This is a genomic window from Neisseria cinerea (assembly GCF_900475315.1).
In the GTDB taxonomy this organism is placed as follows: domain Bacteria; phylum Pseudomonadota; class Gammaproteobacteria; order Burkholderiales; family Neisseriaceae; genus Neisseria; species Neisseria cinerea.
In genome coordinates, this window is record NZ_LS483369.1 from 375,338 (window position 1) to 397,509 (window position 22,172).

Sequence of the window (22,172 nt, forward strand, 5' to 3'; positions counted from 1 at the left end):
AGTGTTTCAGAATGGCACGACTTTGGTTTTTGCAAGGTAAACGATACAGGCGACGCAACACATGGCAAGCAGATAAACGGCATAGAATTTGGCCGAACGGGGGCGGGCACGCATCATAATCATACCTAATGCGATATAGGCGAGCAGGAGCAGGATTTTTGTACCGAGCCATGGTGCGTTGAATGGAGAGAAATGGGTAATTTTCATCAACCACAATCCGGTAAACAGCAGCATGGTGTCGTTGAGGTGGGGCAGTGCTTTCCAAAAGCCGGCCAAGGGCTTTTCTGGATTTTTCCAAAGTAGGAGAAAACGGATGTTGAATACCAAAATGGTGATGGTAACGAAGATTTGATGGCTGTATTTTACAATTAGGTACTGCATGGTTGGCTCTTATCAAAATAAGGGTTGGGATTGGCTATTTTACCGCAAACAGTTATTTTTGACGCAGTTTTTCAAATGCCAAAAGATAGGGTGGGCTATTCTTCCGGTTGATAAAACCGTAACGTAAAACGGCAAATTGTTCTTGGGGCAGCTCTTTTGCCCATTGTTCGATTGCTTCGGCCTCCTGTTTGCCGTTTTCGTGTCCCGGATAGAGGACGGTAATAAGCATACCGCCTTCTTTCAGCAGGGAGAGGGTTGCGCAAAGGGCGGGAATGCTGGTTTCCGTGCAGGTGGTAAGGCTTTTGTCTCCGCCGGGCAGCCAGCCAAAGTTGAAAATGGCGGCATCTAGCGGTTCTGAAACATATTGTTTCAGGTTTTCGTGTCCGTCTAAGATGAGTTGTGCATTCTCGTATCCCGCTTCTTTTAGGCGGCATTGTGTGAGGGTCAGGGCTTGCGGTTGGATATCGAATGCCCACACTTTTCCCAGAATGCCTGCTGTTTGTGCAAGAAAAAGGGTGTCATGTCCGTTGCCGGCTGTGCCGTCTAAGGCGTTCCCGCCTTTGGGTAGTGTTTGCTGTAAAAGGTAATGGGCGAATGGAATGATGTTTTGCAATAACATTTTCAAATGCTGTCAGAAAATAAAAATACCTTACCGATGCCGGTAAGGTATTGGAATATATTGATTTGTGCGGATTATTCAGCAGATTGTTGGACGGTTTCCACTTGGACGAGGGCTGATGCAGGTGCGGTTTGTGGTCTGTTTTCGTGTTGAAGGTTGACAGAGCGTGCCGGTACGATGGTGGAAATGGCGTGTTTGTAAACCATTTGTGTTACGGAAGTGTTTCTCAGGAGAACAACGTATTGATCGAAAGACTCAACCTGACCTTGCAATTTGATACCGTTAACTAAGTAAATCGAAACCGGAACATGCTCTTTACGCAATGCGTTCAGGAAGGGATCTTGCAACATTTGTCCTTTAGCTGTCATATTTTTTAACTCCGCTATTATGATTGTGAAATCGGGCAAATGCCCTGTATTTGTAGAATTGTAGCCTTTAATAGGAAAAATTACCAATTTTTTTGTGCTTGAAACGGATTTCTACGCTAATTGTTTGCATACATTAAGAACGTTGCTGCAGCATCCATGATTCGATTTTGCGTGCGTCGTTGACCCGAGTGGCGGATGTAGGCGAATTTAACAATATGATGGTAACCGGTTGGTTTTGAATATTGGCCCTGACGACCATAGACCTGCCCGCCTCGCGTATATAGCCTGTCTTCTGCAGCTCGATGTTCCACATGCCTTCCCTAACCAAGGCATTGGAATTTTTATAGTTTTGCTGTCCGTTTTTCGTTTGTACGGCAGCGTGGTTGGAAGTCGAGTTGATACGTATCTGGGGATATTGTACGGCTGCGTTGACCATAAGGCTTAGGTCTTTGGCTGTGGAAACGTTTTGGTAGTTGAGGCCGGTCGGTTCGTAAAATCGGCTGCTGTACATACCCAGGCTTTGTGCTTTACGGTTCATTGCGGCGACAAATGCGCCCATGCCGCCGGGGTAGGTCCTCCCCAGCGCGTGGGTGGCTCGGTTTTCGCTGCTCATCAGGCTTAAATGAAGCAGCTCTTTCCGAGTAAGGGATGTGCCGATGGCAAGGCGGCTGCCTGTTCCTTTGATGCGGTCGATTTCGTCTGTCGTAATGGTAATGGTTTCATCCATGTTTAAATTTGCATCTAAAACGACCATTGCGCTCATGAGTTTGGAGATGGAGGCGATGGGCATGATTCTGTCGGCATTTTTCTGATACAGTATTTGTCCCGTTTTATTATTAACAACCAGTGCGGATTGGGAGGAAAGAATCAGCCCGCCTGTAATGGCTTGGGTATTGGTGGGGTGTATCGGACTTTCTGCAAATATTTCTATCGGGTCGGAGGATGTGAACAGGTTATGTTCCAAAAATTGTCCTAAAATATCGTCTTCGGCAAAGAGATATGCCGAAGGCAGAGACAGGCATAAACCGAGTAGCAGAGACGAAGGCAGATGTTTTAAGGTGCGGACGGACATTTTTGATTCCATTGATTGAATGTTGACGTTATTTTGTTGAAAAAACAGATATATGTAAAGTATGTTGTCGGGGAAGTAGGTTGCTTGTATCCGTAATACAAGATTGTTTTTATTGATAACATGTTGTTTTCATTAAAAATATTTATTGTGATTTAATTTCGGCGGTTTGATTTGAAACAGAGGCCGTCGGTTGAATCTATGCGCCTCGAGGCGGTAGAATCGGGGGTTGCTTAGATATCAAACTAATGCACAGGTGTGTGTTGATGCATTGTTTTAATCGTTGAAATATTGGGAGTGCTAATTAATGGGTTTGAAATATGAATTTACCCTGCCTTCAAGCAGCGGTGCGGATTTCCATTCGGCAGAACATCTGCCTTTGGTTGTGTATTTTTATCCGAAAGACAGTACGCCCGGCTGTACGACGGAGGGACTGGATTTTAATGCGAGATTGGAGCAGTTCGGCGACTTGGGTTATACCGTGGTCGGCATTTCGCGAGACGGGGTGAAGGCGCATCAGAACTTTTGTGAGAAACAGGGTTTCCGGTTCGAACTGTTGAGTGACAAGGATGAAACAGTGTGCCGCCTGTTTGATGTCATCAAATTGAAGAAACTGTATGGGAAAGAGTCGTTCGGTATCGAGCGCAGTACGTTTGTTCTGAATAAGGACGGTGAAATCGTCCATGAATGGAGGAAGGTTAAGGTGGCGGGCCATGCGCAGGAAGTGCTGGAAACGCTTTCCTGATCATGCGGGTTTCGCTTCCTAACCTGTTTCAGACGGCATTTGTTTGGAATAATATGGAAGAAGATTTGATTGACAGGCTGCTTGAAACCTTGTGGCTGGATCGGCGGCTTAGTCGGAATACCTTGGACAGCTACCGGCGGGATTTGGAAAAAATTGCCCGCCGGTTGTCTTTGTGCGGTCAAACCCTGAGGGATGCGGACGAATCGGATTTGGCAGCGGCGGTTTATGTTGCCGGTGAGAAACGAAGCTCTCAGGCCCGTGCATTATCAGCATGCAAACGCCTGTATTTATGGATGGAGCGTGAAGGCATGAGGACGGACAATCCCACCCGTTTGCTGAAACCGCCCAAAATCGACAAGAATATTCCGACCCTGATTACCGAGCAGCAGATTTCCCGACTGCTTTCCGCACCGGATACGGATACTCCGCACGGTTTGCGGGATAAGGCATTGCTTGAATTAATGTATGCAACCGGCTTGCGTGTTAGCGAAGCGGTCAGGCTGAGTTTTGGCAATCTGGATTTGGACAGGGGGTGTATCACTACCTTGGGCAAGGGTAACAAGCAAAGGATAGTGCCGATGGGGCGGGAATCCGTATATTGGGTGGAGCGTTACTACAAGGAGGCGCGCCCGTTGCTGTTAAAGGGCAGGTCTTGCGATGCATTGTTCGTCAGTCAGAAAAAAACAGGCATTTCCCGACAGCTGGCATGGATGATAGTTAAAGAATATGCAAGTCAGGCAGGTATCGAACACATCAGCCCGCACAGCCTGCGCCATGCTTTCGCCACACACTTGGTGCAGCACGGATTGGATTTGCGCGTGGTTCAGGATATGTTGGGACATGCCGATTTGAACACGACTCAGATTTATACCCATGTTGCCAATGTGCGGCTGCATAGCGTGGTTAAGGAACATCATTCCCGAAATTGAGGCTCTGTTCCCTCAACTGCTTCAGATTAATAAAAAACCAATCGAAAATAGAAATGCGATAAAAAAATACCAAGAGAACCGAGTATCTTAACCTTGCAATACGAACTGTTTTTATTTATATTTGCATACGATAATAAAAGCCGCTATCAGTATGATAGTTTGAGAACACACGGAGTATAAAATGTTTGTCTGTATCTGCAATGCCGTTACCGACCATCAAATTAAAGAAACTATTGCCGCAGGCGCGACCACAATGGGTGATTTGCAATCGCAGTTGGGCGTGGCAACCTGTTGCGGCTGCTGCGGGGAGCTTGCTGCTTCGTTTTTGACGGCACATAACGCGCAACCGACGGTTACGGCAGGTATTAGCGTTCAAGTATAAAACGGTTTTAAAAATGCCGTCTGAACAGTTCAGACGGCATTTTGCTATTTTCTTTATTAAGGATGTTTTGCAATCCTACTGCACGGATTGGCAGTATTTGATATGCCTGTGTCGGGTCGGTACGGTCAAGGTACGGATTCGGGTATTTTTTTAAAGGTATTGCTTTTTTAAATAATAAACCATGATTCCGCTATCCCAAAGCTTGTGGAGTGTGGAAACAGAACGGTAAGGAAGTGCTGATGAAACTAACCCTGATGTTTCGCGAATATTGCAGTTTATGCCACAAGATGCGCGACGAACTTAAACCTTTCCAGGATGAATACGGTTTCGGGCTGGATGTGCTTGATGTGGATGATGATCCCGTCTTGGAAGAGAAATACAATGAGCTGGTGCCTGTTTTGTTGGCGGGTGATAAAGAGATTTGCCATTGGTATTTGGATGAAAAAAAGTTGAGGCAGGTTCTCGAATCGTAAAAATGCCGTCTGAAGCAGGACTTCAGACGGCATTTTTAAATTAAATTAACGGTTCTCGCTTTTTTGCGGAACAGAGGACTTACCGTTAAAGGCAGTACGTTTGAATGCTTGGTAAATTGCTAGTCTTCTTCGATGTTGCATATTAACCCTTTCTTTATTTTATTTGTCGGTTGGGAGAGAATTTAATCTATTGGTTTACTCAATGAGAGAAGTAAGATTAATTGTGAGATGTTATTGATTGGCAATCATAGCATGTTTCGAAGAAAGTGTAGGCATGATTGTGTAAAGATGATAAGCGTTTGTGTAATCATCGAATTTTATAATAAAACCGCCAAGTCTGAGCTTGGCGGCGGAAACGGTATAAATGAGTGGGGTCAAAGCAGCTTTAAAACAACTTGTGAAAGGGCTTTTTGCCAGTCTGACGGTTTGATGCCAAAGTCGCTTTCGATTTTGCGGCAGTCCAAAATGCTGTACGGCGGTCTGGAAGCGGCATCCGGATACTCTTCATCCGATACGGCATTCAGTTCGGGAGCGGGAAAAGAGGTATCCTGCTGCAATGCCGTCTGAAAGATGTGCCGGGCAAATTCGTACCAAGAGGCGGATTTGCCACCCGCAAAGTGGTAAATACCGCGTACCGGAGATGATTGCTGCAACAGGCGGATGATGGCGGCAGCTAAGTCGCCGGCATAGGTTGGGCAGCCGGTTTGATTGCTTACGACGGGTAATGAAGAACGTTCGTTGGCAAGGTTCAGCATAGTCCGGACAAAGTTATCGCCATATTCGCTAAATAGCCAGGAGGTTCTTAGAATAAGGCTTTCCGAATTGGCAGACAGTGCGAGCAGTTCGCCGGCGGCCTTGGATTTCCCATATATGTTGAGCGGATTGGTAAAGTCGCTTTCCAAATAAGGTTTGTTGGCTTGACCGTCGAATACATAGTCAGTAGAAATGTGGATGAATCGGGCATGGGTGCGGTGTGCCGCCGAGGCGAGGTTGTAAATGGCGGAAGCGTTAACGGCGAATGCCGTGGTTACATTTTCTTCAGCTTTGTCGACGGAGGTATAGGCCGCCGTATTGACAATGGCATCGGGCTGGAAATTTTTTACCATATTGAAGACGGCATCGGCATCGGTAATGTCTAAAGATGCGGAATCCGTTGCAATGGTTTCCCAATCTTCGGGAAGACGGTCGCGCAAGCAGCGTGCCAGTTGGCTTTTTGAGCCGGTCAATAGAATTCTCATGAGGCATTTCCTTTTGTAAGGTATTTATAGATTTGATATTGACATTATAGTGCTAAAATTTTGTCGGTGCTTGGCGTAATGGCATTATTCTGAGCAGTTGTTGTGGAAAAGGTATTGTTTTACGACGATTTCGGCTAAAATACCGTAATCCGATTCCGATTGTTGAGTGTGGTTTCGGTATTGTCTAAGGCATTTTCAGGGTAATGTGAAATGAGTGTAACCAGTTTGGTAAAAATCTATTCCGGCAAAGTCCGCGATTTGTACGAAATTGACGATAAGCGAATGTTGATGGTTGCTTCCGACCGTCTGTCTGCATTCGATGTAATTTTGGATGATCCGATTCCGGGTAAAGGGGAGATTCTGACGCAGATTTCCAATTTTTGGTTTAAAAAACTGGCTCATATCATGCCTAACCATTTCACCGGCCATACGGTTTACGACGTTTTGCCTGAAAACGAAGCCAAAGTTTTAGAAAAACGCGCTGTCGTGGCTAAAAAACTCACTCCGGTGAAAGTGGAGGCTATTGTGCGCGGTTATCTGGCAGGCAGCGGTTGGAAAGATTATCAAAAGACAGGCTCTGTCTGCGGTATTCAACTGCCTGAAGGTATGCAGGAAGCGCAACAACTGCCTGAAGTGATTTTTACGCCATCGACCAAAGCTGAGGTTGGCGATCATGATGAAAACATCAGCTTTGAAGAATGCGAACGCATTATCGGAAAAGAATTGGCGGCGGAAGTACGCACCAAAGCGATTCAGCTTTACACAGAAGCGGCCGAATATGCGAAATCTCGCGGCATTATTATTTGCGATACCAAGTTTGAATTTGGTTTGGATGAAGAAGGTACGCTGACTTTGATGGACGAAGTATTGACGCCTGACTCCAGCCGTTTTTGGCCTGCCGATCAATACAAAGTCGGCACCAACCCGCCGTCTTTTGATAAACAGTTTGTCCGCGACTGGCTAGAGCAAAGCGGTTGGAATAAAAAAGCGCCTGCGCCTAAAGTGCCTGCCGATGTGATTCAAAAAACAGTCGAAAAATATCAAGAAGCATTGACTTTGCTGACTCAGGATTGATTTTTAAGTTTGAAGGCCGTCTGAAAATGATATGTTTCAGACGGCCTTTTTATTGTATCAATACTGGATTTTAAGGATGGTTACCTTTATAATCGAAAATTGTTTTCAGCGCCTTAAAGGCCGTCTGAAAGCTTGTTTATAACCTGCCGCACGGTCTGAAACCCTAACTATGCACATTCGGATTTTAGTGTGCATTATTAGTGTTTTAGCAGTGCGGTATTTTGAAAGGAACAATGATGTTCAATAAACACGTTAAGACCTTCCAATACGGTAATCAAACCGTTACTTTGGAAACCGGCGAAATCGCCCGCCAAGCCGCTGCTGCCGTTAAAGTATCTATGGGCGACACTGTTGTTTTGGTTGCCGTTACTACCAACAAAGAAGTGAAAGAAGGCCAAGACTTCTTCCCTCTGACTGTCGATTACCTCGAGCGTACTTACGCAGCAGGTAAAATCCCTGGCGGTTTCTTCAAACGCGAAGGCAAACAAAGCGAAAAAGAAATCCTGACCAGCCGTCTGATTGACCGTCCGATTCGTCCTTTGTTCCCCGAAGGTTTCTACCACGACATTCAAATCGTAGCGATGGTGGTGTCTGTTGACCCTGAAATTGATTCTGACATTCCTGCCATGCTCGGCGCATCTGCCGCGCTGGTGTTGAGCGGCGTACCGTTTGCCGGTCCGATTGGTGCGGCACGCGTGGGTTATGTAAACGGCGTGTACGTTTTGAACCCGACTAAAGCCGAATTGGCCAAATCACAATTGGACTTGGTGGTTGCCGGTACTTCTAAAGCCGTGTTGATGGTGGAATCCGAAGCTGACATCTTGTCTGAAGAAGTAATGCTGGGTGCGGTTGTTTACGGTCACGATCAAATGCAAGTGGCCATTAACGCCATCAATGAGTTTGCTGACGAAGTCAATCCGGAAGTTTGGGATTGGAAAGCTCCTGAAACCAATGAAGAATTGGTTGCCAAAGTACGCGAAATTGCCGGTGAAACTATTAAAGAAGCGTTCAAAATCCGTCAAAAACAAGCGCGTTCTGCCAAGTTGGACGAAGCTTGGAATGCTGTAAAAGAAGCGTTAATTACCGAAGAAACCGACACTTTGGCTGCCAACGAAATCAAAGGCATTTTCAAACACTTGGAAGCCGATGTTGTCCGCAGCCAAATTTTGGACGGTCAACCGCGTATTGACGGTCGCGACACCCGCACTGTTCGTCCGTTGAACATTCAAACCGGCGTCTTGCCGCGCACTCACGGTTCTGCATTGTTTACCCGTGGCGAAACTCAAGCTTTGGCCGTTGCAACTTTGGGTACTTCACGCGACGAACAAATTATTGATGCGCTGTCCGGCGAATACACCGACCGCTTCATGCTGCACTACAACTTCCCTCCGTACTCTACCGGCGAAGTGGGTCGCGTAGGTGCGCCAAAACGTCGTGAAATCGGTCACGGCCGTTTGGCTAAACGTGCATTGTTGGCCGTATTGCCGGAACCTGAAGATTTCAGCTACACCATGCGCGTAGTTTCTGAAATTACCGAATCCAACGGCTCTTCCTCTATGGCTTCCGTCTGCGGCGGCTGCTTGAGTCTGCTGTCTGCCGGTGTGCCTTTGAAAGCACACGTTGCCGGTATCGCTATGGGTCTGATTTTGGATAACAACAAATTTGCCGTTTTGACCGACATCTTGGGCGACGAAGACCATTTGGGCGATATGGACTTTAAAGTAGCCGGTACAACCGAAGGTGTGACCGCGCTGCAAATGGATATCAAAATCCAAGGTATTACCAAAGAAATCATGCAAATCGCTTTGGCTCAAGCCAAAGAAGCACGTTTGCACATCTTGGATCAGATGAAAGCAGCCGTTGCAGGCCCACAAGAGTTGTCTGCACATGCGCCACGCTTGTTCACCATGAAAATCAACCAAGACAAAATCCGTGATGTGATTGGTAAAGGCGGTGAAACCATTCGTTCGATTACCGCTGAAACCGGTACTGAAATCAACATCGCTGAAGACGGTACCATCACTATCGCTGCGACTACTCAAGAAGCAGGCGATGCGGCGAAAAAACGCATCGAAGAAATCACTGCCGAAGTGGAAGTGGGTAAAGTGTACGAAGGTACTGTGGTTAAAATCCTCGACAACAACGTTGGCGCGATTGTCAGTGTGATGCCGGGTAAAGACGGTTTGGTACACATCAGCCAAATCGCCCACGAGCGCGTACGCAATGTCAGCGATTACCTGCAAGTAGGTCAGGTTGTAAACGTGAAAGCATTGGAAGTAGACGATCGCGGCCGCGTACGCCTGTCTATCAAAGCTTTGCTGGAAGCGCCTGCCCGTGAAGAAAATGCCGCCGAGTAATGCTTAGGGATGAAAATGCCGTCTGAACTGGTTTCAGACGGCATTTTTTACGGGTATTGGGAATTAATGAGTGTTACAGCCACAGGACGGCAAGCTTCCATAATGCCCATAATGATACGGATAATCCTGTACACAGGCGGATATATCGGTTTTGCATGATTTTTTTCAGTTGCAGGGAAAAAATGCCGATTGCCAAAAGATTGGGCAGTGTACCCAGTGCAAAGGCAAGCATATATAACCCGCCGGTTGCCGCACTACCGCTGCCCAATGCGTAAAGTGATGCGCTGTAAACCAGTCCGCACGGCAGCCAACCCCATAATATTCCGACAGCAAGGCAGGCCGGTATGGATTTTATGGGTAACAGCCGGTTGAGTATCGGGTTCAGGTTCCGCCATATCGGTTTGCCGATTTTCTCGATTTTTGCCGCCAAGGAAGAAATACCGCTCAAGTATAAGCCTAAAAAGAGCAGCAGGAGGTTGGCGGCTGTGTATAAAATATTCTGCAGGACACGGGTTTGGTCGAGTGAAACGCCGACCTGTCCGATTAATCCGAGAATCAGACCGATTGCCGTATAGCTGCTTATCCGTCCTGTGTTAAGCAGCAGGATCAGCCAAAAGCGGTTGATATGCGGGGGGAGTTGGAGCGCAAACGCGCTGCTTAATCCGCCGCACATGCCGATGCAGTGCGTTCCTCCGAAGAAACCGAGCAGGAACAGGGTTAGGAAAGTGATGTCGTGGTTCATGGACGGCTCATGGTCAGATGTTTGTCGGGGAAAACGGATAATTTCCGGCAGTCCGACCAATAGGGTTTGGCGAGGGCATTCCCCGTGCTGTTAAAGTCTTGAATAAGGATGCGGTTTGTGTCATGAATTTCGACAGTCCTGTAAAATCCGCCCTTTACTGCGCTGTCGGCGGGTTTGCCGTGTGCGTCAAAATACAGGATGGTGCGGTTTTGAAGATGAGCGCAATTTGAAACGGCCGAGTTTGCCGGTATGTTTCGGGTGCAGGCAGCAAGGATTGCACAAGGGAAAAGCAACAGTAATATGCGGAACATGGTGTTTATTGTAATGGGTAACAAACAGTATAATGCTTATTTTAATCTCCCGACGGCGGGAGATGGAAGCATTTCCCTTCGGCACGGGGATTTCGGAATTCGGAAGCAACAGACAATACGGGATTTCAGAATAATATGAACACTTTGAAATTTACTAAAATGCACGGTTTGGGCAACGATTTTATGGTAATTGACGCGGTCAGTCAGGATTTTATTCCTGAGCATGCACCGATTGCGGCATGGTCTGACCGTTTCCGCGGCATCGGGTTCGACCAGCTTTTGGTGGTCGGGCGTTCGGAAACCAAAGGTGTGGATTTCCGTTACCGTATTTTCAATGCCGACGGCAGCGAGGTTGAGCAATGTGGCAACGGAGCGCGTTGTTTTGCCCGTTTTGTTACAGACAAGGGTTTGACCGATAAGAAAGAAATTTGTGTTGAAACGGCGAAGGGCATTATTTTTCCGAAATTGTCCGATAACGGTATGGTTACGGTCAATATGGGCAAACCGAAGTTTATGCCGTCTGAAATACCGTTTGTCCCCGAATTGGGCGAGGGGGATGATGCCTGTATTTACGGGGTGCGTCTCGAATCCGGCATTCAGCCTGTCAGCTGCGTCAATATGGGCAACCCCCATGCGGTGATTGTGGTCGATGACGTGGAATGCGCGCCGGTGCGCGAAACCGGTTCGCTTATCGAACCGCACAGGCAGTTTCCCGAACGCGTCAACGTCGGCTTTATGCAGATTGTCAGCCGAACTGCGATTCGTTTGCGCGTGTTCGAGCGCGGCGTGGGCGAAACCCAAGCTTGCGGTACGGGAGCGTGTGCGGCTGTGGTGGCGGGTATCCGTCTGGGGCTGTTGGATGAAGGGAAAACGGTAGAGGTGATTTTGCCGGGCGGAACTTTATATATCGAATGGGCCTGCGGCGGCGATGTGATGATGACCGGCCCTGCGGAAACCGTGTTTGAAGGCGAGTTGGCGTATTCATGATTTTGCTGCATTTGGATTTTTTGTCTGCCTTACTGTATGCGGCGGTTTTTCTGTTTCTGATATTCCGCGCAGGAATGTTGCAATGGTTTTGGGCGAGTATCGTGCTGTGGCTGGGAATATCAGTTTTGGGGGCGAAGCTGATGCCGGGGATGTGGGGATTGACCCATGCCGCACCTTTGTTCATTCCCCACTTTTATCTGACACTGGGCAGTATATTTTTCTTTATCGGGCATTGGTGGAGGAAGGCAGACGGAGAGGGGTGGCAGGCAGATGCCGGGCATCCGCTGCTCGGGCTTTTTGCCGTCAGTAATGTATCGATGACGCTTGCCTTCGCAGGCGTGTGCGTGTTGGCGCATTATTGGTTTTCTGGAACGGCCCAAGTGTTCGTATTTTCGGCATTGCTTAAACTTTATGTGCTGAAGCCGGTTTATTGGTTCGTGTTGCAGTTTGTGCTGATGGCGGTTGCTTATGTGCATGGCAGGGGTATAGACGGGCGGCCTTCCTTTCTGTTCAGTGGTTCGCAGTTGCGCCTCGGCGTGTTGACGGCGGCGTTGATGCAGGTCTCAGTACTGGTGCTGCTGCTTTCAGAAATTGGAAGATAATACGGTGCGGCCGTATTGGAACAAAAAGTTATAAAGAAAGAAAATTTGGGTATTGGTTTTTCAGACGGCATAGGTTTAGGATACGGCCATATCTGAAATTTGTTTATGGTTCGGCGTGAATACTCTGTAATTGGACAGGATGTTGACAGTAGATTGCGTGCCGTACTATCGAAATTTTATTATTCAGGAGCAGAAGATGAAAATTGCAAACAACATTACCGAATTGATCGGCAACACCCCATTGGTCAAGTTGAACCGTCTGACCGAAGGTCTGAAGGCGGAAGTTGCCGTGAAGCTTGAATTCTTCAATCCGGGCAGCAGTGTGAAAGACCGTATTGCCGAAGCAATGATTGAGGCTGCCGAGAAAGTGGGTAAGATTAATCAAAATACCGTCATTGTCGAAGCAACCAGCGGTAATACCGGTATCGGTTTGGCGATGGTATGTGCCGCACGCGGCTACAAATTGGCTATTACTATGCCGGAGAGTATGAGTAAAGAGCGTAAAATGCTGTTGCGTGCGTTTGGTGCAGAGCTGATTCTGACACCTGCCGCCGAAGGTATGGGCGGCGCGATTGCGAAGGCGCAATCATTGGTCGATGAACATCCCGACACCTATTTCATGCCGCGTCAGTTCGATAATGAGGCAAATCCCGAAATCCACCGCAAAACAACCGGGGAGGAAATTTGGCGGGATACGGACGGCAAAGTTGATGTCTTTGTTGCTGGTGTCGGAACAGGCGGTACGATTACCGGTGTGGGCGAAGTGTTGAAAAAATACAAACCGGAGGTTCAGGTAGTTGCCGTCGAGCCTGAAGCTTCTCCGGTATTGAGCGGGGGTGAAAAGGGTCCTCATCCGATTCAAGGTTTGGGTGCAGGCTTTATCCCCAGCATTTTGAATACGGCTGTTTATGACAGCATTTCCAAAGTACCTAATGAGGCGGCATTTGAAACTGCCCGTGCCATGGCGGAAAAAGAAGGCATTTTGGTGGGCATTTCTTCCGGTGCCGCGGTTTGGAGCGCGTTGCAGCTTGCCAAAGAGCCTGAAAACGAAGGCAAATTGATAGTCGTGTTGCTGCCTTCTTACGGGGAGCGTTATCTTTCCACGCCATTGTTTGCAGATTTGGCATAAGGCGTTAATCTGATTGTTGGAACGTTCGGGCGCATTTTGCGGCATCGGTGTAACACCGTACCGCAAAATGCGTTTTTGCATATTTGTCAAAAATCTTTGGTTTCAGACGGTATATTTGCGGGCTAGATGGTCGTTTTTCCGATTGGACGGCTGTCGGATGGAGAAGGGAGGGAATGTTGGACGGGAACGGTAAAAAATATGCCGTACCATTGCTGGTGCTGGGTTGCGTGGTGTTCGGATTGGGCAGCCTGATTGTCAGGTTTGTACCCATCGGATCGTATGCGATCGCCTTTTGGCGGTTGGCGGTTTCCAGTTTCGTTTTTTGGCTCTTGACCCGATTCTCAGGCCAACAGTTTCCAAGAAACAGGAAAACCGTCCGATATGCAATGACGGCAGGCGGTTTTCTTGCTTTTGATTTGGCGCTGTGGCATGAAAGCATACATGCAGTCGGTCCCGGTATTTCAACTCTGCTCAACAGCCTGCAAATTTTCTTCTTATCGGCAATCGGTTTTTTCTTTTTTAGGGAACGGTTGGGCTGGCTTCAGATGCTCAGCTTGGTGCTGGCGGCCGTCGGTATGGTGATGATTTCAAGTCCCGAATTTGTACGCAATGGTGATGCCGGTTGGGGATTTGTCAGCGGTTTGATGTCAGGGTTGATGCTTGCCCTGTCTATGGTGTTTGTGCGTAAAACCCATGAGGTCGGGCAGGCAGACCTTTTCCCTGTCATGATGATTTTGAGTTTGGGCGGCGCGGTATCGCTGGTTGTTCCGGCATTGCTGATGGACAGCGGCGCGCTTTATCCGACTACATGGCGGGATGCTGGTTTGGTGTTTGTGTACGGCGTGGTGATGCAGTGTTTTGCATGGGCGATGATTGCCTATGCCATTCCGTTACTTTCCCTATCGCTGACGGGGCTGCTGCTTTTATCCGAACCGGTTGTCGCCTTGTTAATCGATTATTTTGGGTTGGACAAACCGATTGACGGTGTGCAGTGGGGAGGGGTGATGCTGACACTTTCGGCAATTTATCTCGGTTCGCTGAAACAGCAGTCTTCACATTGATTCCATCAAGGCAATATTAGCAGATCGCCGTGTAAAACCTGCGTATACCGGACTGATAGGCAGGAAAATCAGAAAACGCCGGACCTGCCTGCAAAGGTGAGGAATAGCAAATGCCGTCTGAAACTATTTTCAGACGGCATTCTTGGCTTCCCGGTTTATCGGATTGCCGTACCGACCCGGCTGAAATCGCCGAAGTTCATCAGAATGAAGGTTGCTTTACCGACAACCAGCTTGTCATCTACAAAGCCCCAGTAGCGAGAATCGGCACTGTTGTCGCGGTTATCACCCATAGCGAAATAGCGTCCTTCGGGAACCTGACATACAAAACCGCTGCCGTCGTCGGCATATTGGCAATGGTTCAGACCGCTCTGCTCTATGGAGTAGCCGTTTTCAGACATGATATCGGAGGTATATTTGCTCAATACGGGTAGGGAAACGGCCGCTTGCCCTTCCTTTTTCAGAATATTGAATGATCTGCCGTCCAGACCGCTACGGAACATATCCGTGTTGTGGATTTCGGAAGAGTCGGTGTCGTCGTGATAACTGTATGTGCCGTCAGGAATATCAGAAGCCAGTTTTCCATTTACTGTCAGAACTTTATCCCGATATTCGACAATGTCGCCCGGGGTGCCGACAATACGCTTGATGTAGGTCATGTCCGGCTGCAGAGGATAATTAAAAACGACGACATCGCCCCGTTCGATTTTGCCCGTAGGGATAAATACATTATTTAAAACGGGTACGCGCAAGCCGTAGGAAAATTTGCTGACCAAAATGAAATCGCCCTTGATTAGGCCCGGGCGCATGGAGCTGGATGGAATTTGGAACGGTTCGGCAATAAACGACCGGATGAGGAACAATACCAAAACGGTAGGGAAGAAACTGCCGAAATAATCGCCGAAGTGGCTGCTTTCCGAGATTTCGGGATGAGTCCTCAGGCGGTACTTATATACCCCCCAAACTGTACCGCACAATACAACGCAAATCAAAAAAACGGCGGTAAAGCTCATAAACAGGGATAGGGCGGCAAAAACGCCGACCACCATCAGGATATAGGCGTATTCAAGGCTGGAACTCCACTCTCCGTTTTCCTGCCGTTTCTTGTCGCTTTTGAAATAAAGGATGATGCCGGCAAGCAGCGCCGCCGCCGCACCCAACATTAGCATTGTGTTCATTGTTGTTCCTTAATGGTTAAAAACCCGCCCGTCCGTGCAACCGTTTTTAAGAGGCGGTAAATCACAAAGTTTGTTTGCGGACGTGCTCTCTTGCAATCAGGGCGGTTTAAGGGGCATGATGCACTGCCCCGTGTGCCGGATATTATTTGTCGCTTACCTGCAAAATCGCCAAGAACGCGCTTTGCGGGATTTCCACGTTGCCCACTTGTTTCATGCGACGTTTGCCTGCTTTTTGTTTTTCAAGCAGTTTTTTCTTACGCGTAATATCGCCGCCGTAACATTTTGCCAAAACGTTTTTACGCAGGGCTTTGACGTTTTCTCGGGCGATAATCTGGCTGCCAATGGCGGCTTGGACGGCGATGTCGAACATTTGGCGCGGAATCAGTTCGCGCATTTTCGATGCCAGCTCGCGGCCTCGGTGAACCGAGCTTTGACGGTGCACAATCAGGCTCAGCGCATCGACTTTTTCTCCGTTGACCATAATGTCGAGCTTAATCAAATCAGACGGTTGGAACTCTTTGAAATGGTAGTCCAACGAAGCATAACCGCGCGAAGTCGATTTGAGTTTGTCGAAGAAGTCCATTACGACTTCGTTCATGGGCAAGTCGTAAGTCAGCATGACTTGGCGGCCCATGTACTGCATATTGACCTGTACGCCGCGCTTTTGGTTACACAAAGTCATGACGTTGCCGACATACTCCTGCGGCACAAGAATGGTCGCGGTAATAATCGGCTCGAGAATGGTTTCGATGCTGCCGATGTCGGGCAGTTTGGACGGATTTTCGACTTCGATTTTTTCGCCGCTCTTCAACACGACTTCATAAACCACCGTCGGCGCGGTGGTAATCAAATCCATGTCGAACTCACGCTCCAAGCGTTCCTGCACGATTTCTAAGTGCAACAGACCCAAGAAGCCGCAACGGAAGCCGAATCCCAATGCTTGAGAAACTTCAGGCTCGAATTTTAGAGAAGCGTCGTTAAGCTGTAATTTTTCCAAAGCGTCGCGCAAGGCTTCGTAATCGTGGCTTTCTACAGGGTAGAGACCCGCAAATACTTGACTTTGTACTTCTTGGAAGCCGGGCAGCGGCTCTGAGGCGGGGTTGGCAACCAGTGTAACCGTATCGCCGACTTTTGCCTGTCCCAATTCTTTTACGCCGGTAATCAAAAAGCCCACTTCGCCGGCTTTGAGTTCTTGTTTTTGAACTGATTTCGGTGTGAATACGCCCAGCTGCTCAACTTGCGTTTCCGCCTTGGTGCTCATAAAGCGGACTTTGTCTTTCAGTTTGATGGTGCCGTTTTTCACACGAATCAACATAACCACGCCGACGTAGTTGTCAAACCATGAATCGACAATAACTGCTTGCAACGGCGCGTTTTCATCGCCGGTCGGTGCGGGGATTTTGGCAACGATTTCTTCCAAAACGTCTTCCACTCCGATGCCGCTTTTGGCTGAACACTGCACCGCGCCGACGGCATCGATGCCGATGATATCCTCGATTTCCTGTTCAACGCGCTCGGGTTCTGCGGCAGGCAAGTCGATTTTGTTCAAAACAGGCACGACTTCCACGCCCAAATCAATCGCGGTATAACAGTTCGCCACGGTTTGCGCTTCTACACCTTGGGACGCATCGACCACCAAAAGCGCGCCTTCGCAGGCAGAGAGCGAACGGGAGACTTCGTAAGAGAAGTCGACGTGTCCCGGTGTGTCAATCAGGTTGAGCTGATACACCTGCCCGTCGCGTGCTTTGTAGTTGAGCGCGGCGGTTTGCGCTTTAATGGTAATGCCGCGCTCTTTTTCGATGTCCATGGAATCGAGCACCTGCGTACTCATTTCACGCAAATCCAAACCGCCGCAGTATTGGATAAAACGGTCGGCAAGCGTCGATTTACCGTGGTCGATGTGGGCAATGATGGAGAAATTTCGGATATTTTTCATTAGAGTTATTTTGAATGTCGAACAGTGGGTTTTAGAAATGCCGTCTGAACAAACAGCGGTGCGTCCTAATGTCGGGCTCAACGGGATAAACAGCCCGACATTCTAGCGGAAAACGGTTGTTTTGGCATGATTCGATAAAGGGTTTATAAAGATTTGACAATCTCCGCCACCATTTTTGCAGAATTTGCCGCCGCAGTTTTCAAGAACTCATCAAAGCTGATGTCCGCTGTTTCATCTGCCGAATCGGAAACCGCGCGGATGATGACAAACGGCGTGTCGAGCTGGTGGCAGGTTTGGGCGATTGCTGCGGCTTCCATTTCCACTGCCTTGACTTCGGGGAAATGGCTGCGGATTTCCACCACGCCTGCGCTGCTGTGGACAAAACGGTCTCCGCTGACAATCAGGCCTTGTTCTACCACCGCGTCTTCAAACACTTCCGCCGCCCGTTTTGCCTTGCCGACCAAGAGGCCGTCTGAAACAAATACGGCGGGCAGTTGCGGCACTTGTCCCCAAACATAGCCGAACGCCGTTACATCGACGTCGTGGTGCGCAATTTCTGTGCCGACCACGACATCGCCAACTTTCAAGCCTTTACCCAAGCCACCCGCGCTGCCGGTGTTAATGACACAGTCCGGCTCAAACTGATGGATAAGCCAGGCAGTTGAAACCGACGCGTTTACTTTGCCGATTCCGCTTAAGGCGAGCACAATGCGTTTTCCTGCCAATTCGCCTTCATAGGCGGCAAACTTGCCGAAAGAGATGGCTTTGACATTTCCCATCATCTCGCGCAAAAGCTCGATTTCCTGTTCCATTGCGCCGATAACGGCTACTGTTTTCAGAGACATATTGCTGACCTGCTGTGAATTTCGGATAAGTGCCGAATTATACACGTTAAAGGGGCAGGGTTGGGCGGGCAGGCCGTCAATGCCGTCTGAAGCGGTTCGGACGGCATGGCGGGTTTTTGGTAGAATGGCGGCATGCAGGCCGTTTAACGATTAAGGGGATGAAGATGTTTACCGATGAAAATATGACTGCAAAAGACGAGCTGTTTGTATGGTTGCGCCATATGAACAAGTATAAGGGTTCGGATTTGTTTGTTACAACCAATTTCCCGCCTGCTATGAAGGTGGACGGAACAATCACCCGTATCACGGATACGCCGCTGACGGCGGAAAAATGTATGGAAATCGCCTTTTCGATTATGAGTGCGAAGCAGGCGGAAGAGTTTTCATCGACCAACGAGTGCAACTTTGCCATCAGCCTGCCGGATACCAGCCGTTTCCGCGTTAATGCGATGATACAGCGCGGCGCGACGGCATTGGTATTCCGCGCAATTACCAGCAAAATTCCCAAGTTTGAGAGTTTGAACCTGCCGCCGGTCTTGAAGGATGTCGCGCTGAAAAAACGCGGCCTGGTGATTTTTGTCGGCGGTACCGGCTCGGGTAAATCGACTTCGCTTGCCTCGCTTATCGATTATCGCAACGAAAACACGTTCGGACACATTATTACTATCGAAGACCCGATTGAGTTTGTCCACGACCATAAAAACTGCATCATCACCCAGCGCGAGGTCGGCGTAGATACGGAAAACTGGATGGCGGCGTTGAAAAACACGCTGCGCCAGGCACCCGATGTCATCCTTATCGGTGAAATCCGTGACCGCGAAACCATGGATTACGCCATCGCCTTTGCCGAAACGGGTCATTTGTGTATGGCGACGTTGCACGCCAACAGCACCAACCAGGCACTCGACCGCATCATCAACTTCTTCCCCGAGGAGCGGCGCGAACAGTTATTGACGGATTTGTCGCTCAACCTTCAGGCATTTATTTCACAACGCCTGATTCCGCGAGACGGCGGTAAGGGCAGGGTGGCTGCAGTCGAAGTGCTGCTCAATTCGCCTTTGATTTCCGAGCTGATTCATAACGGCAATATCCATGAAATCAAGGAAATTATGAAGAAGTCCACGGCTTTGGGTATGCAGACCTTTGACCAACACCTTTACCAATTGTACGAAAACGGCGATATTTCTTTGCAGGATGCGTTGAAAAATGCCGATTCGGCGCATGATTTGCGCCTGGCGGTACAGTTGAGGAGCCGCCGCGCACAAAGTTCGGGGCCTGATTTGGAATTGCTCTGATGAACAGTATGGATTTTCGGACGGATGGTTTGAAATGATTTATCCGTGGCATAATGAGCAATGGCGGCAGCTTGCGGAACATTGGGAGCGTCGTCCCAATGCATGGCTGTTCATCGGTAAAAAAGGTACGGGAAAGACCGTGTTTGCCCGCTTTGTGGCACAGAAACTGTTATGCGAAAGCCCTGTGCCGGATGGCGGACCTTGCGGAGTATGCGCGTCCTGCCATTTGTTCGAACAGGGAGGACATCCTGATTTTTATGAGATAACCCCCTTGTCGGATGAGCCGGAAAATGGGCGCAAACTGTTGCAGATTAAAATCGACGCCATCAGGAAAATTATCGACAACGTGTATCTGACTTCGGTACGGGGAGGCCTGCGCGTGGTCCTCATCCATCCTGCCGAAAGCATGAATGTCCAGGCTGCCAACAGTCTGTTGAAAGTGTTGGAAGAACCGCCGCCCCAAGTGGTCTTTTTGTTGGTAAGCCATGCGGCGGATAAGGTTTTACCTACCGTCAAGAGCCGTTGCCGGAAGATGGTTTTGCCCGCGCCTTCCCATGAAGAGGCATTGGCATATCTGCGTGAAAGGGGTGTGGCGGAACCTGAGGAACGTCTGGCTTTTCATTCCGGAGCGCCGCTGTTTGATGAAGAAGAAAGATTGTGTGAATTAAGGGAAAAGTTGTTGAATATATTGGCCGAACCAAGGTTGTTGAAGATTTTGGACTTTGCCGAATTGTTCGATAAGGAAAAACTGCCGCTTGCCGTATTTGTCGGGTGGATGCAGAAATGGCTGGTCGATTTAGGCCTGTGCCTGCAAAATATGAAACCGGCTTATTATCCTTCTTATGAAGACCGGCTGCTTCAGACGGCATCCGGTTTCCGTCAAGGCAATGTGTTTGCCGCGGAAGATATGCTGAAACGGCTTGCCCCTTCTGGTTTTCACACTTTAAATGTCAAAATGCAGATAGAGTATCTGCTCATTAATTATTTGGAATTGAAGAAAAAGAACGGGTGAATTATGTCAAACGGACAAAATATTCCGGCAAAAATGATGTCTTTGCAGCTGAAAGACGTGAATCTGCTTTACAGCTCCTATATGCCGTTTTTGGAATACGGCGGTCTGTTTGTACAGACCGACGACGTATTTTCCATTGGGGAAGACATCCTACTTGCCGTAGAAATCCTTAACCTTCCCAAGCTTTTCCTGCCAACCAAAGTTGCCTGGATTAATCCGGCGCGCACCTCGTCAAAGCCCAAAGGGGTGGGGTTGGCGTTTACGACACATGAAAACTGTTTGAAAGTCAAAGACCAAATCGAAGCTGAATTGGGCCGTATGCTCGGCAGCAATAGACCTACGTTTACCATGTAACACCATGCATATTATCGATTCACACTGCCACCTCAATTTTGAGGGTTTGAAAGAACGCCTGCCCGAAGTTTTGTCCAATATGGAAGAAAACGGAGTGAGGCAGGCGCTTGCCATCAGCGTCAGCAGGCAAAGTTTTGCCGAAGTATCCGCTATCGCCGAAGTTTATGAGCATATTTACTGCACAATAGGCGTACATCCCGACAGTAAGGAAGCCGAAGAATTTTCCATTACGGAAATGGTTGCCGCAGCCGCCTCGCCGAAAGTGGTCGGCATAGGCGAGACGGGGCTGGATTATTACTGGTGCAAAGGCGATTTGTCTTGGCAGCACAAACGCTTTGCAGATCACATCGAAGCAGCCAATCAAACCGGACTGCCCGTTATCGTCCATACGCGTGATGCGGCGGCGGATACCTTGTCTATTCTGAAAGAATGCCGGGTTAATTCGGGCGTTATCCACTGTTTTTCCGAAGACATCGGTTTTGCCCGTGCAGCAATGGATTTGGGGCTTTATATTTCTTTCTCGGGAATCGTTACCTTTAAAAACGCACCCTTGGTTCAGGAGGCGGCAAAATACGTTCCGGACGACCGTATCTTGGTGGAAACCGATGCACCGTTCCTCGCTCCCGTTCCCAAGCGCGGCAGGCAGAACGAGCCGGCTTTTGTACGTCATACCGCCGAACATATTGCCAAATTGCGGAATCAAACATTGGAGCAGGTTGCGGCATACACGACGGGAAACTTTTACCGCCTGTTTAAAAAAGTGCCCGATATGCGGGCAGGTTGACAAATGTTTCAACGCCGTGCTGATTTGGAAGGGGCGAGTCCTTGTTAAATAAACCTAAATCTTACTACTTTGAAAGAGGAGTGAGCACTCTCAAAAAGAACGTACCTTTTCTTTATGTAAAGAGCGTCGTCAATATGGTGAATTAGTTCGCCCAGAATCAAGCCGATTTTTAGCTGAATTACCTAATCACGATGTGCTGTGAAAACGTGATAAACCAAAACTCACCACCGAGCAAAAACAAGAAAAAACACAAAACCAATCTGGATAGATTGAGGGCGATTTTGAAAGGAGGCTAGGAAATCTA

Annotated in this window: 24 protein-coding genes; 14 read left to right on the forward strand and 10 right to left on the reverse strand. The window is 48.6% G+C overall.

Annotated features, from left to right (window positions below):
- Positions 1–6: 6 nt before the first annotated feature.
- The 4 genes from DQM57_RS02015 to DQM57_RS02030 form a co-directional block, all read right to left on the reverse strand.
- Complete coding sequence (locus DQM57_RS02015) at positions 7–381, reverse strand: SirB2 family protein (protein WP_108043223.1); 375 nt, start codon at positions 379–381, stop codon at positions 7–9.
- 52 nt (positions 382–433) lie between these two features.
- Entirely contained in the window at positions 434–1,000 is a 567-nt protein-coding gene (gene mnmM / locus DQM57_RS02020) for a tRNA 5-(aminomethyl)-2-thiouridylate-methyltransferase MnmM (RefSeq protein WP_108043222.1), read from the reverse strand.
- 74 nt (positions 1,001–1,074) lie between these two features.
- Complete coding sequence (gene hfq / locus DQM57_RS02025; RefSeq protein ID WP_039854570.1) at positions 1,075–1,368, reverse strand: RNA chaperone Hfq; 294 nt, start codon at positions 1,366–1,368, stop codon at positions 1,075–1,077.
- Positions 1,369–1,501: 133 nt separating this feature from the next.
- Complete coding sequence (locus DQM57_RS02030; RefSeq protein WP_039854573.1) at positions 1,502–2,440, reverse strand: serine hydrolase; 939 nt, start codon at positions 2,438–2,440, stop codon at positions 1,502–1,504.
- 304 nt (positions 2,441–2,744) lie between these two features.
- Between DQM57_RS02030 and DQM57_RS02035 the strand changes: the two genes are divergently transcribed.
- The 4 genes from DQM57_RS02035 (at position 2,745) to DQM57_RS02050 (ending at position 4,966) form a co-directional block, all read left to right on the forward strand.
- The gene (locus tag DQM57_RS02035; RefSeq protein ID WP_107859233.1) at positions 2,745–3,182 is read left to right on the forward strand and encodes a peroxiredoxin; all 438 of its coding nucleotides are present in this window, start codon (positions 2,745–2,747) and stop codon (positions 3,180–3,182) included.
- Between the two features lie 53 nt (positions 3,183–3,235).
- Positions 3,236–4,111: a site-specific tyrosine recombinase XerD gene (gene xerD / locus DQM57_RS02040; protein ID WP_111727605.1), complete on the forward strand. Its 876-nt coding sequence runs from the start codon at positions 3,236–3,238 to the stop codon at positions 4,109–4,111.
- A 181-nt stretch (positions 4,112–4,292) separates the two neighbouring features.
- The gene (locus tag DQM57_RS02045) at positions 4,293–4,493 is read left to right on the forward strand and encodes a (2Fe-2S)-binding protein (RefSeq protein ID WP_108043220.1); all 201 of its coding nucleotides are present in this window, start codon (positions 4,293–4,295) and stop codon (positions 4,491–4,493) included.
- A gap of 239 nt (positions 4,494–4,732) precedes the next feature.
- Entirely contained in the window at positions 4,733–4,966 is a 234-nt protein-coding gene (locus DQM57_RS02050; protein ID WP_025456684.1) for a glutaredoxin family protein, read from the forward strand.
- 374 nt (positions 4,967–5,340) lie between these two features.
- On the opposite strand, the gene rfbD is transcribed toward DQM57_RS02050, so the two are convergent.
- A complete protein-coding gene (gene rfbD / locus DQM57_RS02055) occupies positions 5,341–6,204 on the reverse strand; it encodes a dTDP-4-dehydrorhamnose reductase (RefSeq protein WP_111726550.1) in 864 nt (287 codons plus the stop codon).
- A gap of 210 nt (positions 6,205–6,414) precedes the next feature.
- On the opposite strand from rfbD, the gene DQM57_RS02060 reads away from it, so the two are divergent.
- Entirely contained in the window at positions 6,415–7,278 is an 864-nt protein-coding gene (locus DQM57_RS02060; RefSeq protein WP_111726552.1) for a phosphoribosylaminoimidazolesuccinocarboxamide synthase, read from the forward strand.
- A 233-nt stretch (positions 7,279–7,511) separates the two neighbouring features.
- The gene (gene pnp, locus DQM57_RS02070) at positions 7,512–9,635 is read left to right on the forward strand and encodes a polyribonucleotide nucleotidyltransferase (protein ID WP_107859230.1); all 2,124 of its coding nucleotides are present in this window, start codon (positions 7,512–7,514) and stop codon (positions 9,633–9,635) included.
- A 73-nt stretch (positions 9,636–9,708) separates the two neighbouring features.
- On the opposite strand, the gene DQM57_RS02075 is transcribed toward pnp, so the two are convergent.
- Together DQM57_RS02075 and DQM57_RS02080 are read right to left on the reverse strand one after the other, a co-directional pair.
- The gene (locus DQM57_RS02075) at positions 9,709–10,377 is read right to left on the reverse strand and encodes a sulfite exporter TauE/SafE family protein (RefSeq protein WP_003677546.1); all 669 of its coding nucleotides are present in this window, start codon (positions 10,375–10,377) and stop codon (positions 9,709–9,711) included.
- Positions 10,374–10,688: a hypothetical protein gene (locus DQM57_RS02080; protein WP_108043217.1), complete on the reverse strand. Its 315-nt coding sequence runs from the start codon at positions 10,686–10,688 to the stop codon at positions 10,374–10,376. Before DQM57_RS02080 ends, DQM57_RS02075 begins: the two co-directional genes overlap by 4 nt.
- Positions 10,689–10,823: 135 nt before the next feature.
- Between DQM57_RS02080 and dapF the strand changes: the two genes are divergently transcribed.
- The 4 genes from dapF (at position 10,824) to DQM57_RS02100 (ending at position 14,467) form a co-directional block, all read left to right on the forward strand.
- Complete coding sequence (dapF, locus tag DQM57_RS02085) at positions 10,824–11,675, forward strand: diaminopimelate epimerase (protein WP_111726554.1); 852 nt, start codon at positions 10,824–10,826, stop codon at positions 11,673–11,675.
- Complete coding sequence (locus DQM57_RS02090) at positions 11,672–12,277, forward strand: hypothetical protein (RefSeq protein WP_111726556.1); 606 nt, start codon at positions 11,672–11,674, stop codon at positions 12,275–12,277. Before dapF ends, DQM57_RS02090 begins: the two co-directional genes overlap by 4 nt.
- A gap of 196 nt (positions 12,278–12,473) precedes the next feature.
- Positions 12,474–13,406, forward strand: coding sequence for a cysteine synthase A (cysK, locus tag DQM57_RS02095; protein WP_111726558.1), 933 nt, complete (start codon positions 12,474–12,476; stop codon positions 13,404–13,406).
- A 173-nt stretch (positions 13,407–13,579) separates the two neighbouring features.
- Positions 13,580–14,467, forward strand: a complete 888-nt coding sequence (locus tag DQM57_RS02100; protein ID WP_111726560.1) for a DMT family transporter — start codon at positions 13,580–13,582, stop codon at positions 14,465–14,467.
- Between the two features lie 155 nt (positions 14,468–14,622).
- On the opposite strand, the gene lepB is transcribed toward DQM57_RS02100, so the two are convergent.
- The 3 genes from lepB to DQM57_RS02115 all read right to left on the reverse strand — a co-directional run bounded on the left by lepB (position 14,623) and on the right by DQM57_RS02115 (position 18,423).
- A complete protein-coding gene (gene lepB, locus DQM57_RS02105; RefSeq protein WP_111726562.1) occupies positions 14,623–15,642 on the reverse strand; it encodes a signal peptidase I in 1,020 nt (339 codons plus the stop codon).
- Positions 15,643–15,784: 142 nt separating this feature from the next.
- Complete coding sequence (lepA, locus tag DQM57_RS02110) at positions 15,785–17,578, reverse strand: translation elongation factor 4 (protein WP_003677561.1); 1,794 nt, start codon at positions 17,576–17,578, stop codon at positions 15,785–15,787.
- 143 nt (positions 17,579–17,721) lie between these two features.
- Positions 17,722–18,423: a 5'-methylthioadenosine/adenosylhomocysteine nucleosidase gene (locus DQM57_RS02115; protein ID WP_111726564.1), complete on the reverse strand. Its 702-nt coding sequence runs from the start codon at positions 18,421–18,423 to the stop codon at positions 17,722–17,724.
- A 164-nt stretch (positions 18,424–18,587) separates the two neighbouring features.
- Here DQM57_RS02115 and DQM57_RS02120 point away from each other — a divergent pair, with 164 nt between their 5' ends.
- Genes DQM57_RS02120 through DQM57_RS02135 form a run of 4 tightly spaced genes read left to right on the forward strand, consistent with a single transcriptional unit; the run spans position 18,588 to position 21,868 of the window.
- Positions 18,588–19,718 (forward strand): PilT/PilU family type 4a pilus ATPase, encoded by a 1,131-nt coding sequence (locus tag DQM57_RS02120; RefSeq protein ID WP_107960157.1) that lies wholly within the window; start codon positions 18,588–18,590, stop codon positions 19,716–19,718.
- 34 nt (positions 19,719–19,752) lie between these two features.
- Complete coding sequence (locus DQM57_RS02125; RefSeq protein ID WP_111726566.1) at positions 19,753–20,730, forward strand: DNA polymerase III subunit delta'; 978 nt, start codon at positions 19,753–19,755, stop codon at positions 20,728–20,730.
- Positions 20,731–20,733: 3 nt separating this feature from the next.
- Positions 20,734–21,084 carry a PilZ domain-containing protein gene (locus DQM57_RS02130; RefSeq protein ID WP_111726568.1) on the forward strand — a complete coding sequence of 117 codons (351 nt, stop codon included), beginning with the start codon at positions 20,734–20,736 and terminating at the stop codon, positions 21,082–21,084.
- 4 nt (positions 21,085–21,088) lie between these two features.
- Positions 21,089–21,868: a TatD family hydrolase gene (locus DQM57_RS02135; RefSeq protein WP_111726570.1), complete on the forward strand. Its 780-nt coding sequence runs from the start codon at positions 21,089–21,091 to the stop codon at positions 21,866–21,868.
- The last annotated feature ends 304 nt before the right edge of the window (positions 21,869–22,172 follow it).

Bases quoted from the DNA above. Each gene is read 5' to 3' on its own strand.
- hfq (WP_039854570.1), bottom strand. From the start codon at position 1,368: ATGACAGCTAAAGGACAAATGTTGCAAGATCCCTTCCTGAACGCATTG.
- DQM57_RS02045 (WP_108043220.1), top strand. From the start codon at position 4,293: ATGTTTGTCTGTATCTGCAATGCCGTTACCGACCATCAAATTAAAGAA.
- mnmM (WP_108043222.1), bottom strand. From the start codon at position 1,000: ATGTTATTGCAAAACATCATTCCATTCGCCCATTACCTTTTACAGCAA.
- DQM57_RS02100 (WP_111726560.1), top strand. From the start codon at position 13,580: ATGTTGGACGGGAACGGTAAAAAATATGCCGTACCATTGCTGGTGCTG.
- lepB (WP_111726562.1), bottom strand. From the start codon at position 15,642: ATGAACACAATGCTAATGTTGGGTGCGGCGGCGGCGCTGCTTGCCGGC.
- DQM57_RS02135 (WP_111726570.1), top strand. From the start codon at position 21,089: ATGCATATTATCGATTCACACTGCCACCTCAATTTTGAGGGTTTGAAA.
- DQM57_RS02120 (WP_107960157.1), top strand. From the start codon at position 18,588: ATGTTTACCGATGAAAATATGACTGCAAAAGACGAGCTGTTTGTATGG.
- lepA (WP_003677561.1), bottom strand. From the start codon at position 17,578: ATGAAAAATATCCGAAATTTCTCCATCATTGCCCACATCGACCACGGT.
- dapF (WP_111726554.1), top strand. From the start codon at position 10,824: ATGAACACTTTGAAATTTACTAAAATGCACGGTTTGGGCAACGATTTT.
- pnp (WP_107859230.1), top strand. From the start codon at position 7,512: ATGATGTTCAATAAACACGTTAAGACCTTCCAATACGGTAATCAAACC.
- DQM57_RS02060 (WP_111726552.1), top strand. From the start codon at position 6,415: ATGAGTGTAACCAGTTTGGTAAAAATCTATTCCGGCAAAGTCCGCGAT.
- cysK (WP_111726558.1), top strand. From the start codon at position 12,474: ATGAAAATTGCAAACAACATTACCGAATTGATCGGCAACACCCCATTG.
- xerD (WP_111727605.1), top strand. From the start codon at position 3,236: ATGGAAGAAGATTTGATTGACAGGCTGCTTGAAACCTTGTGGCTGGAT.
- rfbD (WP_111726550.1), bottom strand. From the start codon at position 6,204: ATGAGAATTCTATTGACCGGCTCAAAAAGCCAACTGGCACGCTGCTTG.
- DQM57_RS02080 (WP_108043217.1), bottom strand. From the start codon at position 10,688: ATGTTCCGCATATTACTGTTGCTTTTCCCTTGTGCAATCCTTGCTGCC.
- DQM57_RS02030 (WP_039854573.1), bottom strand. From the start codon at position 2,440: ATGTCCGTCCGCACCTTAAAACATCTGCCTTCGTCTCTGCTACTCGGT.
- DQM57_RS02015 (WP_108043223.1), bottom strand. From the start codon at position 381: ATGCAGTACCTAATTGTAAAATACAGCCATCAAATCTTCGTTACCATC.
- DQM57_RS02090 (WP_111726556.1), top strand. From the start codon at position 11,672: ATGATTTTGCTGCATTTGGATTTTTTGTCTGCCTTACTGTATGCGGCG.
- DQM57_RS02050 (WP_025456684.1), top strand. From the start codon at position 4,733: ATGAAACTAACCCTGATGTTTCGCGAATATTGCAGTTTATGCCACAAG.
- DQM57_RS02125 (WP_111726566.1), top strand. From the start codon at position 19,753: ATGATTTATCCGTGGCATAATGAGCAATGGCGGCAGCTTGCGGAACAT.
- DQM57_RS02130 (WP_111726568.1), top strand. From the start codon at position 20,734: ATGTCAAACGGACAAAATATTCCGGCAAAAATGATGTCTTTGCAGCTG.
- DQM57_RS02035 (WP_107859233.1), top strand. From the start codon at position 2,745: ATGGGTTTGAAATATGAATTTACCCTGCCTTCAAGCAGCGGTGCGGAT.
- DQM57_RS02075 (WP_003677546.1), bottom strand. From the start codon at position 10,377: ATGAACCACGACATCACTTTCCTAACCCTGTTCCTGCTCGGTTTCTTC.
- DQM57_RS02115 (WP_111726564.1), bottom strand. From the start codon at position 18,423: ATGTCTCTGAAAACAGTAGCCGTTATCGGCGCAATGGAACAGGAAATC.